This window comes from Sporolactobacillus mangiferae (genome assembly GCF_023336505.1).
GTDB lineage: Bacteria > Bacillota > Bacilli > Bacillales > Sporolactobacillaceae > Sporolactobacillus > Sporolactobacillus mangiferae.
The window spans coordinates 20,043-37,030 of the sequence record NZ_JAMAST010000006.1 but is presented as its reverse complement, the minus strand read 5'-3'; the positions used below and the strand labels follow the sequence as shown (position 1 = coordinate 37,030).

Annotated in this window: 13 protein-coding genes; 10 read left to right on the top strand and 3 right to left on the bottom strand. The window is 44.8% G+C overall.

Annotated elements, in window-relative coordinates; all coding sequences use genetic code 11:
- The first annotated feature begins 95 nt into the window (after positions 1-95).
- Both M3N64_RS07310 and M3N64_RS07305 read left to right on the top strand, forming a co-directional pair.
- Entirely contained in the window at positions 96-1,835 is a 1,740-nt protein-coding gene (locus tag M3N64_RS07310; protein ID WP_249100379.1) for an ABC transporter ATP-binding protein, read from the top strand.
- A complete protein-coding gene (locus M3N64_RS07305; protein ID WP_249100377.1) occupies positions 1,828-3,663 on the top strand; it encodes an ABC transporter ATP-binding protein in 1,836 nt (611 codons plus the stop codon). The genes M3N64_RS07310 and M3N64_RS07305 overlap by 8 nt, the downstream gene beginning before the upstream one ends.
- A 13-nt stretch (positions 3,664-3,676) precedes the next feature.
- Here the strand turns inward: M3N64_RS07305 and M3N64_RS07300 are convergent, their stop codons facing one another.
- Together M3N64_RS07300 and M3N64_RS07295 are read right to left on the bottom strand one after the other, a co-directional pair.
- Entirely contained in the window at positions 3,677-4,900 is a 1,224-nt protein-coding gene (locus M3N64_RS07300; RefSeq protein ID WP_249100374.1) for an EAL and HDOD domain-containing protein, read from the bottom strand.
- A gap of 156 nt (positions 4,901-5,056) precedes the next feature.
- The gene (locus tag M3N64_RS07295; RefSeq protein ID WP_249100369.1) at positions 5,057-5,740 is read right to left on the bottom strand and encodes a DUF1361 domain-containing protein; all 684 of its coding nucleotides are present in this window, start codon (positions 5,738-5,740) and stop codon (positions 5,057-5,059) included.
- Positions 5,741-5,902: 162 nt separating this feature from the next.
- Here M3N64_RS07295 and M3N64_RS07290 point away from each other — a divergent pair, with 162 nt between their 5' ends.
- The 5 genes from M3N64_RS07290 to M3N64_RS07270 all read left to right on the top strand — a co-directional run bounded on the left by M3N64_RS07290 (position 5,903) and on the right by M3N64_RS07270 (position 11,764).
- Entirely contained in the window at positions 5,903-7,321 is a 1,419-nt protein-coding gene (locus M3N64_RS07290; protein WP_249100564.1) for an isochorismate synthase, read from the top strand.
- 2 nt (positions 7,322-7,323) lie between these two features.
- Positions 7,324-9,066, top strand: a complete 1,743-nt coding sequence (gene menD / locus M3N64_RS07285; protein ID WP_249100366.1) for a 2-succinyl-5-enolpyruvyl-6-hydroxy-3-cyclohexene-1-carboxylic-acid synthase — start codon at positions 7,324-7,326, stop codon at positions 9,064-9,066.
- Positions 9,056-9,898: a 2-succinyl-6-hydroxy-2,4-cyclohexadiene-1-carboxylate synthase gene (gene menH / locus M3N64_RS07280; protein ID WP_249100363.1), complete on the top strand. Its 843-nt coding sequence runs from the start codon at positions 9,056-9,058 to the stop codon at positions 9,896-9,898. Before menD ends, menH begins: the two co-directional genes overlap by 11 nt.
- Positions 9,895-11,004: an o-succinylbenzoate synthase gene (gene menC, locus M3N64_RS07275; RefSeq protein ID WP_249100360.1), complete on the top strand. Its 1,110-nt coding sequence runs from the start codon at positions 9,895-9,897 to the stop codon at positions 11,002-11,004. Before menH ends, menC begins: the two co-directional genes overlap by 4 nt.
- Positions 11,005-11,110: 106 nt before the next feature.
- On the top strand, positions 11,111-11,764 hold the full coding sequence (locus M3N64_RS07270) for an HAD family hydrolase (protein ID WP_249100356.1): 654 nt from the start codon (positions 11,111-11,113) through the stop codon (positions 11,762-11,764).
- Between the two features lie 8 nt (positions 11,765-11,772).
- Here M3N64_RS07270 and M3N64_RS07265 read toward each other — a convergent pair whose 3' ends face one another.
- Positions 11,773-12,504, bottom strand: a complete 732-nt coding sequence (locus tag M3N64_RS07265; protein ID WP_249100351.1) for an SIR2 family NAD-dependent protein deacylase — start codon at positions 12,502-12,504, stop codon at positions 11,773-11,775.
- Between the two features lie 95 nt (positions 12,505-12,599).
- On the opposite strand from M3N64_RS07265, the gene M3N64_RS07260 reads away from it, so the two are divergent.
- From M3N64_RS07260 to M3N64_RS07250, 3 genes are all read left to right on the top strand, one after another.
- The gene (locus tag M3N64_RS07260) at positions 12,600-14,864 is read left to right on the top strand and encodes a DEAD/DEAH box helicase (RefSeq protein ID WP_283163349.1); all 2,265 of its coding nucleotides are present in this window, start codon (positions 12,600-12,602) and stop codon (positions 14,862-14,864) included.
- Between the two features lie 2 nt (positions 14,865-14,866).
- Complete coding sequence (locus tag M3N64_RS07255; protein ID WP_249100348.1) at positions 14,867-16,189, top strand: ribonuclease H-like domain-containing protein; 1,323 nt, start codon at positions 14,867-14,869, stop codon at positions 16,187-16,189.
- A 110-nt stretch (positions 16,190-16,299) separates the two neighbouring features.
- Positions 16,300-16,887 (top strand): SLOG family protein, encoded by a 588-nt coding sequence (locus tag M3N64_RS07250; protein ID WP_249100345.1) that lies wholly within the window; start codon positions 16,300-16,302, stop codon positions 16,885-16,887.
- Positions 16,888-16,988: the final 101 nt, after the last annotated feature.

Below are 16,988 nucleotides of genomic sequence, written 5' to 3'. Positions count from 1 at the left end.
AGAGATGGACAGTGGTTTGTTGTTATATTATTATAAAAGACCTTAATTGGTCAGCCCCACTGTTTCTTCATTTTGCCAGTGAATGGAGGCTTATGATGCTCTATCTTGATGTCTATTGGAAAAAATATCGAAATAAATTTTTATTGGCTCTTTTATTTTTAGCGTTTGAAGCGTTTGCCGATCTTTTGCAACCTGCGTTTATGGCGAAAATTGTTGATCAGGGAATTGCTCGGTCAAATATGGCAGCCATTTGGCGATTCGGTTTGCTGATGCTGTGCGTTACGGCTATCGGCGCTGTCTGTGCCAGTCTTCGCAACATTTTGTCCGGTCTTGTTTCTCAGCGCTTTGCACAGGATCTTCGCCAGGATCTATACCTGAAGATCCAAAAGTTACCGCAGACCGGGATCGATCATTTTGGAAATGCGACGCTGATTATCCGGATGACCAATGATGTGACGCGCGTGCAGACCTTTGCAAATGGATTGATGCGAATTATGGTCAAAGCACCGCTTGTAGGTATTGGCAGTTTAATCATGGCTGTCCATCTCAATCCCAGACTATCACTGGTATTGCTGTGTGTGGCGCCGCTGATTGCGCTGTCCATCATGATGAACATGAAAATAAGTTATCCATATTTTCGTGAAGTTCAGCAGGCTCTGGATCAAGTCAACCGTTCCATGCAGCGCTATTTAGCAGGCATTCGTGTGATTCGTGTGTTTAATCGTTCGGAATACGAACAGAAGGGGTTTCAGAAAAATAATCAGAGGCTGGCGGATTTAACCGCTGTTGCCACTAAAATTGGCAGCGCGTTTGGTCCGCTTGTTAATTTTACGGTTAATGCAGGTGTCATTGCCATTCTGTGGTTTGGAGCTGTGGGTGTCAATCAAGGGACGATGCGGACTGGTTCGATTATCGCGTTTACTAATTATATGATGCAGCTTTTATTCGCCTTGATGGTGGTAAATAATGCCTTTAATTTGTTTGTTCGCGCTAAAGCCTCAGCGGAACGGATCGGCGAAGTGATGAATCGCGGGTCAGATCACACATTTAAAAGAGCAATGCTGACAGCGCATGTTCGAAATGATAGTAATGGCCTTGTATTTCACAAAGTCACTTTTTCCTATAAGAACACAGAGCAGCCTGTCCTAAGTAATGTTGATTTTCGCATCGAAGCAGGCGAAACACTTGGTGTGACCGGACCGATTGCTTCGGGAAAATCAACAATCGTCCAGTTGATCCTGCGATTTTATGATCCTGACCAAGGCATCATTTATTTTCGAGGGCATCCGTTACCCTATTATTCACTTGAAGAATTAAGAAAACGCATTGCAATTGTTCCACAAGAACCACTTCTTTTCAGCGGTTCAGTGAAGGAAAATATTCGTTGGGGTAATGAAAAAGCAGACGAACAGGCAATTATCGAAGCAGCATGTGTTGCTGATGCAGACGACTTTATCCGGCATCTTCCAAATGGCTATAATTCACTAGTCGGGCAGGGAGGCGTCAATTTATCAGGCGGACAAAAACAGCGGATTTCCATTGCACGGGCATTGGTTCGAAATCCGGATCTGCTTATCTTGGACGACGCGACCAGTGCCGTTGATGCTCAGACAGACCGGGAAATTCGCAGTCGGTTAAAGGAGTATTCTGAATGCATGACCTGCATCATTATTTCTCAAAAGATCAACTCAATCAAAGATGCAAATCGAATTATTGTGATGAGTAATGGAATGATCGAAGCGTCCGGAACGCACCAGGAACTCCTTACTTCATCGCCATTTTATCGCGATGTATGCGAAGCACAGATGATGAAAGGGACGGAGCAAATTGACTGAAAAAAAAGGCTCTGCAAATCGGCCGCCCACAGGGATGTCAAAAAGGAATAATCATAGAAGGGGTGCCGCGCGCTTTGCGCCGGTTGAAAAACCGAGGCGAATTCGTGAAACGCTGCAACGGCTCGGCGCTTATTTTGTTCGCGAGAAAATCAGCCTGATTGTTGTATCGGTACTCATATTGCTCGATGCGGCAGTATCCTTGCTCATCCCGTATTTGATTGGACTGGCCGTAAACCAAATCGGTGTACATGCACATTCCGTAAAATTTTCTTTGCTCATCGATGTGCTTCTCGTGCTTCTTGTTTTTTATATTCTTGATGGTCTGCTTAATTTTCTTCAGGGCTGGCTGATGGCGACAGCAGGTCAGCGAATGGTAGCGGCACTGCGACGTCATCTTTTCAATAAAATGACGAAACTGCCGATTTCTTTCTTTGACCGCCATAGCCATGGAGAACTGATGAGCCGTTTAACAAATGACATTGAAAATATCGACGTTACGATTTCACAGTCTACGTTGCAACTGATAAACGCAGTCATAATGATTGCCGGTTCTCTTGTGATGATGATTTGGATCAGTCCGCTGCTTACTATCGCCAGTATCATTGTAGTGCCGCTTGTCCTTCTGCTGACGAAAACCATTGCAAGCCATACTTCCAGACTTTTTGTTGAACAGCAAAAAATTCTGGGTGGATTAAATGGACAAATTGAGGAGTCTATTTCCGGTCTGTCCGTCATTAAGGCATTCAGTCGAGAAAAGCAGGAAGCTGGGCAGTTCATGAGGTTAAACCGGCAATTAACTGATGTTGGCATACGCGCGCAGATCTGGTCGGGCTATTTGATGCCATTGATGAATGTGATTAATAATCTTGGTTTTGCAGCGGTGGCCTCCTTTGGCGGCTATCTGGCAGTAAAAAATTTAATTTCGGTCGGTATGATTGCCAGCTTTCTGACCTACTCCAGGCAATTTGCCAGACCTTTAAACGATGTGGCCAGCATTTTTAACACACTGCTTTCCGCGATGGCCGGGGCAGAGCGGGTATTTGAGATCTTCGATCAGGATGAGGAGATGCCAGACCGGACGGATGCAAAAGTGATTAGTCGCGCGACCTGCAAAGGATCCATAAATTTTGACCGTGTTTCATTCAGTTATGTCCCGGAACATCCAATTCTGAAAAACATTTCATTTCATGTCAGTCCGGGGGAGACGATCGCTCTAGTTGGTCCGACCGGGGCGGGAAAAACCACGGTTGTCAATTTACTGATGCGTTTTTATGAACCGACAAGCGGCAGCATTCGAGTTGACGGCTTAAATGTCAGCCATTATCGGCGACATGATTATCGCAGTTTGTTTGGCATGGTTTTGCAAGATACACACCTGTTTCCTGGAACGATTAAAGAAAATCTTTGTTACGGGCGTATGGGCGCCTCAGAGCAGGAAATCAGGGACGCGGCGTCAGCCGTGGGTGCTGATCTGTTTATTAATAGTACCGAAAAAGCTTATGATACGGTTCTTCATGGCAATGGGGACAATTTGAGCGAAGGACAGAAACAACTGCTTACAATTGCACGCGCGCTCCTTGCAGATCCTGCTATTTTGATTATGGACGAGGCAACGAGTCATGTGGATACGCAGACGGAGAAGGCCGTTCAAACTGCGATGGTTACTTTAATGCAAGGGAGAACAAGTGTGATTATTGCACATCGGCTTTCAACCATTCGCCATGCGGACAAGATTCTCGTCATTAATGGAGGAATTATTGCAGAGCAGGGCACACACCAGGAACTGCTGAAACACAGGGGACTCTATTATAAAATGATCCATCAATAACCGTGGTGTGCGATTAAGATACATCGGAATCCCGCATTGAACGCTCCCATTTAATCGCGTCCATATAGTACTTCATCAGCTGTCCGCTGGTTAAGTGATTTGTCTCTGTAAAAAGGCGAAGCGCATTCCAATCCGCATTTTCAAAATGAATCACTGCGTCCAGGTAATTTCTGAATTGATTTTTGTAGCCCATCAGTGCGTTTTTAACTTCCGGATTCAGCGGAAGTTTAGCAACCACCTGTGCCATCGGCTGATTGAGTATTTGATCTAAAGAAGAGAAAATACCGGTAATAAATGCATCAGCAGATGCAGCAGGTCCATCCACTTTAACCACAAGCAGTTCCATCATTTTCCCGCGGATCAAAGAACGTTTGATTAACTCAGCATTCTCAATTCTTTCGACCTTTTTGATCATCATGATCTGTATCCACTGAATCATTTCTTTGTGTCCCAGACGTGAAATAGCTTTATGAACAGAACGGATAGGATATTTCGATCCATATTGAAGCGTATTTGCCACACGCAATAATTTATATGCCAATCCGATATCCGATTTTATCCATGCCGTCAGCTTGTCTAAATCGGGCTCAGGCTTCTTAAGCTCGGTGAGCATTCTTGATAAAATGGTGACTTGGTATCCGATCTCTTTTGCATTTACCATCACTGGTCTGCTAAAGAAATATCCCTGAAAAAGTTCATAGCCCATTGCCAGAGCCAATCGATAGTCAAGAGTCGTTTCAACCTTTTCAGCGAGAAACAGCTTCTGGCCGCGATACTTTTGGATCAATCGTAGCTGATGTTTTATTTTCGTTCTGGAGAATTCAATTTTGATGATGTCGGCAAGGTCGATCAGTGCTTCGTATCCTTTTCTGTCGAAAATAAAATCATCAAGTGCAAGCACATAGCCATCCTTTTTTAATAAGCGGCAGGCTTGAATGACTTCCGGTGTCGGACGAACACGTTCCAATATTTCAACGATAATCTTTTTTTTCGGTAAAAGGCGCGGTAATTGCTGAATGAGGAAATCTTCCGGAAAATTAATAAATCCATGGGTATGATCAATCAATTCATCAAATCCGAATACGAGCACAGAATTTGATAGCAGTTCTGCGGTTGCTTCACGATCGCTTGATTGCAGTTGATATGCGTTCGTCTGACTTTCGCGGTACAGCAGCTCATATCCGAAAAGTCTCATTTTGCTGTCGAAAATAGGCTGACGGGCAACGTAGATATCCATAGCTTCATCTCTAATGCCATATAGAATTAATTACATTTAAAGCATAAGCAACGCCAAATCCTTTCAATTTCCTAACTATAAGTAATTATCGGTATCTTTTCAGACTTTTTTAGTATGACGAATGAGGGATCAATAAAAACCTGGTGCTACCGGAAATCATCGTTTACCGTAAATATTCAAAGGAATGAACAAAAGTAAAAACAAAGTCCAGTAGGCCAGAAAGGTGTAGCCTGCAGCTACCAAAGTAAATGTGAGGGTGAATGCTGTGAAATGATCGGTTAAATAGTTCGTGACTTTTGAAAGATTGAACAGATCCCAGGAATTAAGACGAAGGAACCGTCCAATATACATGCCGTATCCGCTGAGTAAGAAAAAAACGAAAAAAAACGTACGGCGAATGACAACATTTAAATGTATCAAAAAACGCTGGTGAATCATCCATAATGAGAACATCCCCATACTTGTACCGATAAACACACCAATACCTACTTGAAACAGACTGAACCAGGTCAGCAGATCGCCTGTGTAAGTAGCGTGCTGTGTCGCAGTGTAGAAAGAAAGGTGCTGCAGGTGAATGAAGTCAGTAATCATATACGGTGCGTTGGGGAAAAAGATCATCCATAAGAAACCAAGCAGCCACACGCGCGCCCAATCTTTGGACTTGGCAGCATGATACATCAGTGCAGCAAGAACAACTGGAACACAGGACAGGATCAGGTTCCAAAGAATCATGATATGGATTGTACGCTTTGTGACAATGTAAAGGATCACGCTGCTCAATAAATAAGTCAGGAAACCGTATGTGAGTGGATTTAGCCGGCGGCGTTTTTTATAAAACATGGCATCGAATCCTTTCAGCGAAATGACTGCTCTAATCGGATTATATTAACAGCGGACAAGTTTTACCTATGAAACCTGCGTTCTTTGAAATTGACAGTTTTTGTTGGAAAGGGGTATCTTAAAAAAGACATAATATGTTCACATTGTAGGCGATATCAGGTGATGAAGTTGACGTTCAATAAAGAAAAGGATTTATATAGATTGATTTCTAAGGAAATTGAGCGAGCGAATAGTACACGATGTCCGCAGGTTGTGAGTGAAATCAAAGTGATTGAGCAGATCGAGCCGCTTGACTTTTATCGTGCTGCAGGTAAAATCGCCGATGGCGAGCGTTTTTACTGGGAACAACAGGTTGATCAATTTGCCCTTGTCGGTGCAGGCATTGCCGCGTCAACACGTACAGAAGGAAGAAGCGGTTATCTGGCTGTGCGCGATATGCAAAGCCAGCTGCTCCGATCAGCGACTGTCTGCGGTTCTGAGGGTGTGACAGGGACAGGACCTCTGATTTTTGGCGGGTTTGCATTTGACTCCGACAAACAGTCATCAAAAGACTGGTCCCTTTTTGGTTCCGGTTATTTTTTTCTGCCTGAATGGCTTTTGACGGTATACGGTCAGCATTGTTATTTAACTCGATCAGTCGTTTGCAGACCTGGCGATCACGCCGAAGCATTCATTAAAAAAATGAAGATTCAGGAACACAAACTTTTCAGCAATCTTACTGAAATAAAAACTGAATCCTTCATAGAAAAGCATAATCTGCTCAAATACCAGACAGATCAAAATAAGCTTGAATGGAATAAATTGCTGAACGAAGCGATACATGCCATAATGTCCTCTGAACTTAACAAAATTGTTCTGGCACGTTCGCGAGTTCTGGTTTATCAGGACACACTCGCCAGTGAGTCAGTACTTCACGCCCTGCATGAAAAACAGAGAGGAACCTGCGTCTTCTGTCTTGAAAACGGACGGTCAGCATTTCTCGGTGCGACGCCTGAGCGACTGATCAAAAAAAGCGGTTCACACATTGAATCAGCATGCCTTGCTGGTTCTGCGGCAAGAGGGGATACGAATGAAGAAGACAGGCGGTTGGGCGAATGGCTGCTTCATGATTCAAAAAACAGAATCGAGCATGAGTATGTCGTCACGACCATTCGGAAGGCACTCGCAGAAGTATGCAGGCAGCTGAGCATACCTGAGCAGCCTTTGCTAATGAAAAATAAATATATCCAGCATCTATACACACCGGTCACGGGTGTCTGTGACGAGCGTGCGTCCATTGTGCAATTGGTTGAACGGCTGCATCCAACACCCGCTCTTGGCGGACTGCCGCGCCAGAATGCAATCTCATGGATTCGCGGTCATGAAATGCTGGATCGTGGTTTCTATGGTTCACCGCTTGGCTGGTGTGATGGAGAAGGAAACGGCGATTTTCATGTTGCTATTCGATCAGCATTGATTCATAAGGAAACAGCAGTGCTTTTTGCAGGATGCGGCGTTGTCAGAGATTCCGATCCGAATCAGGAGTTTGAAGAAACGGCATTAAAATTTTCACCTATGCTCCGCGCACTTTCAGGGAGGTAATTATGAATCATCAAGAACTGTTAACACACTATTTATCTTCACTGACTCATACACTGATAAAACAAAATGTGAGGATTGCAGTCATCAGTCCCGGTTCCAGATCTACGCCGATTGCTTTACTTTTTGAGCAACATCCTGCATTACGCACCTATATCGATATTGATGAGCGTTCGGCGGCTTTTCTGGCATTAGGCCTTGCAAAATCCATGAATGAACCGGTCGCGCTCCTTTGTACTTCTGGAACGGCTGCTGCCAATTATTATCCGGCGATTGTTGAAGCTTATTTTTCACGCGTTCCGTTACTTGTGATCACATCGGATCGGCCTTATGAACTTCAGCACGTTTCAGCACCGCAAACCGTTGATCAGAATCAACTGTACGGACAGCACGTCAAACAGTTTTTCCAATTAGAAATGTCAGAGCGTGATTTGAGTCTTGTGGCGTATAATCAGGCACTGGTGAGCCGCGCGGTTTCAATTGCGGACGGGTGTCCTAAAGGGCCTGTTCACCTTAACGTTCCGCTCAGGGAACCGCTGCTTCCGTGCGGGATAAGCGAACAGCAAATCGCCAATGAATCACTTTTTAAGGGGATCCACGTGCTTCAAGGGACGCTTGCACCGACGCAGCAGCAGATTCAGACGATCATCAGCAAGGTGAATCAATCGAAACGTGGCGTGATCATTTGCGGTCCGATGAACGGGAAACCATTAACTTTACTAGCGGAACTGGCGAATCGGGCAGGCTTCCCGCTGCTTGCAGATCCACTGTCACAACTTAGAACAGGCAGTCACTCGATGAAATCAATAATTGAATCATATGATACATTTCTCCGAAATCGCCAGAATCTGGCCTCATTTAAAGCAGACTTAATTATTCGTTTTGGCGCACCGCCTGTTTCCAAGGCGATTAAGTTATGGATGGAGCAGCAGACGTGTGATAATCTGGTGATTGACAGTGGCGGAGAATGGAGAGATCCGGTTGGAAAAGCAACTGAGATGATTTATTGTGATGAACAGTACTTGTGCTCGGCACTGATTTCAAAAATGAACAAATCAGTGAACTTAGATTGGATTTCCATGTGGCGTTCAGTTAATGAATTAACGAAAACAGTACTTCAGACAATCCGCGATGAACAAACACTGAGCGAAGAAAAAGCGTTTTTAATGCTTATTGACTGGCTCCCTGAACATGCACATCTTTTTGTCGGTAACAGCATGCCAATCAGAGAGGTCGACAGCTTCTTGCTCCGTCAAAAAAAGTCGGTACATATTTATGCCAACCGTGGTGCCAACGGTATTGATGGCGTTGTATCAACTGCGGTGGGGGTTGCTCTGGCGAAACAGCGCGTGATTCTCGCCATAGGCGATCTCAGCTTTTTTCATGATATGAATGGTTTACTTGCGGCAAAGCAGTATCAGGCTAATTTAACGATTATTCTGATCAACAATGATGGCGGAGGTATTTTTTCATTTTTGCCTCAGGCATCCGAAAAAAAATACTTTGAATCTCTGTTTGGCACGCCACATGGGCTTGATTTTGCATATGCGGCCAGACTTTACGACGCTTCCTATTGCAGAGTTGATGACAGTGCATCCTTTCAATCCGCACTGATCCATTCTGAAACAAAGAATGGGCTGAATATCATTGAAGTACCAACCAGGCGATTCGACAACGTTGAGAAACATCGTATGCTGCAAAGCCAGCTGCATCTTCGTCTGAAAGAAGTGCTTGCTGATGATGACTGAACTTCGCGGGACAGTCTATCATTTTGAACAAAGAGGAGCAGGATTTCCAATGCTCCTTCTCCATGGATTTACCGGTAGTGTTAAGACATGGGATTTTTTGGACACCGCTTTTTTTCGAGGATTTCGTCTTATTGCACCTGATATCATTGGCCATGGGCAGACTGGAAAACCGGCTGACTTTCATCGCTATTCGATCTTTGAAGCTGCCAAAGATCTTTGTGCACTGCTTGACTTTCTCAATATTGATCGCGTGCTGTTGCTCGGTTATTCGATGGGCGGAAGGCTGGCACTCAGTTTTGCATGCTTATACCCTGAACGGACTGCCGGTTTAATTCTGGAAAGTGCTTCTCCGGGATTGAAAACCGAAAAAGAACGGAAGTCCAGGAGAATTAAGGATGAACTGCTGGCGGAAGCGCTCGTTTCACGAGGTGTCCAGGCATTTGTCGCACGCTGGGAGCAGCTTCCTCTATTCGAATCGCAGAAAAGTATGTCTCCGGAAGTACGTGCTGCATTGCGTGCTCAGCGGCTTGCCAACGATGCGAACGGTCTGGCATGCAGTTTACGTGGTATGGGTACTGGGGCACAGCCTTCCTGGTGGGCACACTTGCCAGATCTCCGTATGCCAACGCTGATGATTACCGGTGCCATCGATAAAAAATTTTGCGTGATTGCCTCAGAAATGCAGAAAAGGGTACCGTATGCCGAATGGCGGACTATTCTCGATTCCGGACATGCAGTTCATCTTGAACGTCCGAAATCATTCATGAATCTTGTCCGCTCATATGCATATCAATGTGCTGAGCGTTCGGATATAGAGGGGGACACGAGGTGAAAATTCATTCAGTCATTGTGCGTTTGATTTCGTCACCATTGAACGCACCCTTTAAAACGCATCTTCAGAACGTGACAAACAGAGAAGCGCTGGTTATTGAACTAGAGGATACTGACGGGCGAATCGGCTACGGCGAGGCAGATCCTTTCTCCAGTCCATGGTATTCAGAAGAGACAATCCGCTCCTGCTTTGCCGTTCTTAAAGATTTCTTGATCCCAATTCTTTTTGAACATGAAGGAGTTCATCCCTCCGAACTTGATCATATTTGGCAATGTATTCGCGGAAATCGAATGGCCAAATCTGGTCTGAGTCAGGCTGTCTGGGATCTGCACGCGAAACAGAACGGCATCTATCTTGGTCGCTTGTTTGGTCCTGCGCAAACGTCAGTTGAGGCAGGTGCAGTTATTGCGGCAGACGATGCGAATAAAGCCATTGCGCAAATTGAACGCATGAAATCAGAATGTAGCTATAAGCGTTATAAAATCAAAATTAATCGCATGCACGCCGTGGATCTGCTGACAGAGATACGCATGCATTTTCCTGATCTTGTGCTGCAGGCAGACGCCAATTCAGATTACACGCTCAGTGATACTGAACAATTATGCCAGCTTGATCAATTCGATCTGCAAATGCTGGAACAACCGCTCGCGTATAATGATCTGACTGATCATGCTGCCCTGCAGAAGTTGATCAAGACGCCTATCTGCCTTGATGAGTCCATCTGTTCTTATCAGGATGCTGCAAGCGCGATTAAACTGGGCAGTGGGAGGATCATGGCACTAAAGATGGCACGTGTTGGCGGCTGGTCTGAGGCGCTGCGTATTCGCGATTTGTGCGTCGCTCACCATATTCCGCTTTGGTGCGGTGGTATGGTTGAGTTTGGCATTGCTAAGGCCCATAATATTGCGCTTTCGTCAGTTTCCGGATTTACACTGCCCGGCGATCTGAGTCCCTCAACGCATTATTGGGAAAGGGATATCGTGGCCCCTGAAATCACTGTTCGTAATGGTGAGATCCGTTTGCCGGACAGCCCTGGCATTGGATTTGAAATAGATCGGGATACGCTCTGTGATTTAACACAGTATACTGAAAAGTTTGCGCGGTGACGGGGAAGAAAAAGGATAATCCCAAAAAGTTTTTTGACAAACAGATTCGATTAATAGGATACTAGAGTAGATCTGTAAAGAGATTAGCTGAATTTGGAGGAGAATAATGATGCAATTGCGCAACGTGCTTTTTGACTTTGACGGAACGCTTGCCAACACTTTACCGCTAACGATTTTCGCAGTGCAGTCAGTTTTCAAACAATTTGATGGCCAGACCTTGAGCACTGATGGCGTTGTTGCCATGTTTGGCCCGCCCGAGGACAAAATGATCGAAAAAAATTTAAAAAATCGGGCAGCGGTTTCAGACGCCATCGAACAATACTTTGAACTGTATGAAAAAGAACATGAACACTATGTTGAAAAAAATCATGAAATTTTTAACATGTTACATATGCTTAAAGAGCAGGGGATAAAAATCGGACTCATCACCGGAAAAGCACGGCGCTCATTTATTATTTCCGAAAATAAATTGGGTTTTAACCATCTTTTTGACAGCGTCATAACCGGAGACGAAGTTTCTGTCCCTAAACCAGACCCTGAAGGCATTAAGCGAACGCTTGAAAAATTTGGCGCTGATCCGCAGCAGACAATCTACATCGGTGATGCAAATGGAGATATTCTTGCGGGAAAGGCAGCCGGAATCCATACAGCAGCGGTACAATGGCTTGAAATGTCGCAATCTGACAGCTATCCGGCAAAACCGGAGTTTTATTGGACACAGATTGGCCAATTCGTCGATTTTTTCAAGAAGGTTTATTGATTTGATTTTTATAGGATGAGCGTATCAGGATTAAAAGAGTTAAAGTCTGCTTCTGCAAACCGATCAATGGCTTCCATTTGCAATGCAGGTCGATCATTAATCAGCAGCGTGGGAATGCCGGACTGTTTGGCGTAGTCAGGCACACAGTTGATCGGTGCAACCCCGAGCGAACTGCCAAGTATCAGCAGACGGTCCGCTCTTCGGACCGCTTTTATGGCAGCCTGCACCCCCCGCACTGTTTCGCCGAACAGCACAATATCCGGCTTTAATACCGTTCCGCATGTTCTGCCTTCACTGTTGAAGGCTGGGCAGTGCGGAACTTTTTCTTTCCTGACCTGATCCGTGTCATATTCAGCACCGCAGTCAAGGCAGATGCAGCGATTAAAAGCACCATGAACCTCAATGACTGCTGAACTGCCTGCCTTATGGTGCAGTCCGTCAATATTCTGTGTTATGATCGTGACTTCACGGTCACGTTCGAGGTTTTTCAGCCATCGATGAACAGCATTCGGCTGCGCATGCAGCAATAGATCTGCGTCAAATAATGACCAGTAAAACTTCCAGAATTCAGCTGGCCGTGTAAGGAAATAATGCATTGAAAGACAGAACTCAACCTTTGCGTTTTGATAAAGGCCGCTTGGTCCGCGGAAGGGCGAGATACCCGATGGAACACTGATTCCCGCACCAGTCAGTACAGCCAGATGCCGGCTGCTTTCAATCCATTGAGTAAGTGATGCCATACAAAGTGCCTCCCAATAAGAATTAACGAACATTTATTCGTTATGCTATAATAATAAATAAAATCATATAAACGGCGAGGTATTGAGGAAAACAGATGATTGGGCACAAAACCGTTGACAATATTTTAAAAGAACTAAAGACCGATCCCAATATTGTTCATTGGAGAACCATACCCGAAAAGGCGGCGCACGATGTTCCTTTTCCACATGCCATTGATGATCGTTTGAAAAAAGCACTGATGCGGCGGGGCATCTCTTCACTTTACACACACCAGGCAGATGCATTCCAGGCAGTGATGGCCGGAAATGATGTTGTTCTTGTCACTCCGACAGCATCGGGAAAAACGTTATGCTATAATCTCCCAGTTCTTGAGACATTGATTGAGCAACCGGAAAAAAGAGCACTTTACTTTTTCCCTACAAAAGCACTTGCTCAGGATCAGAAAAATGAAATGGTGGAACTGATTGATGAAATCGGTTTGCCGATCAAGAGCCATACTTACGATGGGGATACGGCCGGATCAGTTCGGCAGACAATTCGTCAGTCGGGCCAGATTGTTATGACAAATCCAGATATGCTCCATTCATCTATTTTACCCCATCACACAAAATGGGTTTCATTGTTTGAAAACCTTCAATTTATTGTCATTGATGAACTGCATACATACCGCGGTGTATTTGGCAGTCATGTTGCCAACGTCATTCGCAGACTGAAACGGATTTGCCGTTATTACGGCAGCCATCCGCAATTTATCTGCACATCTGCGACCATAGCCAATCCGAGAACACATGCTGAGGCTTTAACGGGCAGGAAAATGCATTTAATTGAACGCAATGGTGCGCCAAGCGTGCGCAAGCATTTTCTGATCTATAATCCGCCGGTTATTAACAGACAGCTCAATATTCGTGAAGATGAAAGTCATTCGGTTACACGGCTCGCTTCCCAATTCATAAGAAATAAAATTCAAACAATTGTTTTTGCAAAAAGCCGGCTGCGTGTCGAACTTCTTGTCAGCCATTTACAAAAAGTAAACAGTGGGTTACAGACACATGCTTCCATTTGTGCTTATCGCGGTGGCTATCTTCCGCTTGAGAGACGGAGCATTGAAAAAGGATTGCGGAGCGGAGAGATCGTTGGTGTTGTCAGCACGAATGCTCTTGAATTAGGGGTAGATATTGGACAGCTTCAGGTATGTATTTTGACCGGTTACCCGGGGAACATGGCCAGTTTGTGGCAGCAGGCCGGCCGTGCCGGAAGAAGACAGGAAGATGCCGTAGTCATTCTGGTTGCCTCTTCTAATCCACTTGATCAATATATGGCCGGGCATGTGGACTATTTCTTTTCGCGACGGCCTGAAGAAGTACGGATTAATGCGGACAATATCATGATCATGATGGAGCATGTCAAATGTTCCGCCTATGAGCTCCCTTTTAAAAACGGTGAGAAGTTTGGCGAAGAGACCGTAGACGATCTATGCGATTATCTTGCTGAAGAAGATGTGCTCCATTATCAGCGTGGAAAATGGTATTGGATGAATGATGGTTTCCCGGCAAACAATATCAGCCTTCGCTCCGCTGCTCAGGATTCTTTTGCCATCATTGACGTGACTGACCGTGGCCATGCCAAGGTAATTGGTGAGATGGATCGTTTTGGAGCGATGACCATGCTCTACGAGGATGCTATATATATACACCAAGGGGTTCAGTATCACGTTGACGATCTCGACCTCGAAGAAAGAAAAGCGTATGTGCGCAAGGTTAACGTCAATTATTACACAGATTCCGATCTGGCCGTTCAGCTTGATGTGCTGGCTACGGATAAGCACGCTGAATGCGATGATCCCGTTCGGCATACGGAAAAAGGCTATGGCGACGTGGCGGTACGTGCACTTCCGACCGTGTTTAAAAAAATTCGCTTTGAAACCTATGAAAATATCGGGTGGGGAAAGATTAATCTTCCGGAACTTGAGATGCACACGAATGCAGCGTGGATCAGCTTCGATCCAGAACTCATGAATATATACGGAAAAGACACTTTTCAGGGCGCATTGGTAGGGCTCAGTCACCTTCTCCGGCACGCGGCACCGCTTTATGTGCAGTGTGACCAGTCAGACCTGTCTGTTGTACCCAAGATTAAAGCTCCCCATAATGAAAAACCAACTATTTTTGTATACGATAAGTATCCGGGAGGTATCGGATTGAGTGACAGGATCTACAGTGAGCTGCCAAATTTGCTTGACAAAGCAAGAGAGATGGTTGAGAGCTGCAGCTGCACGTCCGGCTGTCCATCGTGCATTGGTTTTGTCAATGAAGGTAAAGCGGCAAAGCTGACATTGAGACGTTTATTAAGGGAACGATAAGCATGTCACTAACGAAAAAACTGCAATTGTATCGGAAACAGCTTCATGAGCAAAACCAATTGACCCGTCCAGAAGTTTCCCAGTCAACAGCGAGCTTTGAAATGTCTGAAAGCAGGCAAAATGAAGCAATTGCTGCCGCTGCACAGCTTCTAAACGCCAAAATGAACTGGCTTGATGATCAATACGTGCTTGTTTATTCAGAAATAATTCCTATTCAAAAGAAAGTCGGTCCCTATACATTGGCGGAGCTTGATCCGGCCGTTTCGGCATGGCAGTCTTTTTCCCCGCGCCATCCGCTGTCCGCTTGCGGGCTTCAGACAGAGGAATTGCTTTTTTTTGATACAGAAACGACAGGACTCGGTTCTGGTGCAGGACAAATGATCTTTTTGATTGGCCTTGCTCATTGGACCCGACAGGGGGTTGTTTTAAACCAATACTTTCTGCCAGGCCCTGGTCATGAAGCTGCTTTTTACCATAAATTTTTAAATGACACAAAATCATTAAAAAATCTTGTCACATTCAATGGAAAAGCTTTTGACTGGCCGCGCGTAAAGACACGCCATCAATTTGTCCGTAATCAAGTGCCACGATTGCCTGCTTTCGGTCACTTTGACCTTTTGCATGCATCAAGACGTCTGTGGAAAAATCGTTTGGAGGCTGTCCGGCTTCAGACAATTGAATCAGATATTCTTTCAATGGAGCGGACACACGATGTTCCCGGAAAAATGGCTCCATTTCTCTATTTCCGTTTTTTAAAACATCCGGATGCAGGTTTGGTTAAAGGAATTATGGAGCATAATCGCGATGATGTTTTAACGCTGATTTCTTTATATATCCATCTGTCAAATAAAATCATGGGACGAATTGGTCCTGATTTGGAAGAAAAGTTTGAGATTGCGCGCTGGAATGATCAGATCGGTGAAACGGATCGCGCACAGAGACAATGGGAAGCGCTTGTTCATCAACCGTCATCATTCAGGGGACGAGCGAAACTGCGGCTTGCCCAGCTCTATAAAAAACAAGGCGCCTATTCCGCGTCACTGAACCTCCTTCAATCCGCCATTCGAGATCCCGATGTTGATGTCGGCAGTATATACATTGAAGCTGCGAAGTTGCTTGAACATCAGTTCAAAGATTACCGCCGTGCTCAATATTATACGAAGGAAGCGTTGAATTATTTATATCAGGGAGATCATCGTCTGACTGAAGGATTTCAGAGCAAAGAGGCGGACTATTTAAAAAGGTTGCAGCGACTTAACGGACGAATCGGAGAACATGATCGGATCAAGAGAAATATTACCCGGGCAAGCGCAAAAACACCCTAAAATCGTCAAAACACGCTTGCTTTTATTGGACAGGGGGAAAATATTCGACAGATTATGCGCTTCATTGGGCATTTTTTAAGAACCGAGAAAATAAGGAGAGGAGTGAATCAATGCGTGATCAGGAATCGGTGATTTTGATTACTGGGTATAAAGCTCATGAACTTGGTGTATTCACGGCTGATCATCCCGGTATTCAGACAATTCGATATATACTTGAGAAAAAAATATTGGCGTATGTTGAACAAGGGGCGCTGTGGTTTGTAATCAGCGGACAGACGGGTGTTGAGCTGTGGGCAGGAGAGGTTTGTCTTAAATTGAGAGATAGCGGTCAAATAAATGTAAAACTTGCGGTTTTAATGCCTTTTTTAAATCAGGAAGCGCATTATAAAGAATGGCAGAAAGAGTGCTACTTAAAAGTCCTTGATCACGCGGATTATGCTGCCAGCATTAGCAACCGCCCTTATGAAGGACCGGAGCAGCTTCGGCAAAAGAATGATTTTCTTGTTGCAAAGACCGATGCGATGCTGATCATTTATGATGAGGAAAAGAAGGGTTCGCCTGTTTTCTATTTAAATGCTGCCAAAAGGAAAAAGAAGCAGACGCATTACCCCATTCAAATGATTAATCACTATGACCTGGATCTGGCCGCTGACGATTTGCAGCAGCAAAATCCCGATTATTGGTCAAACGGTGTATGAGTGCATCATGTTTTTAATCGATTTCCACATACATCGATGAAGGTTGTCATGACCGTGTGATTGACACAATAAACTAAATTTGAAAAAATAAGATGAGATCA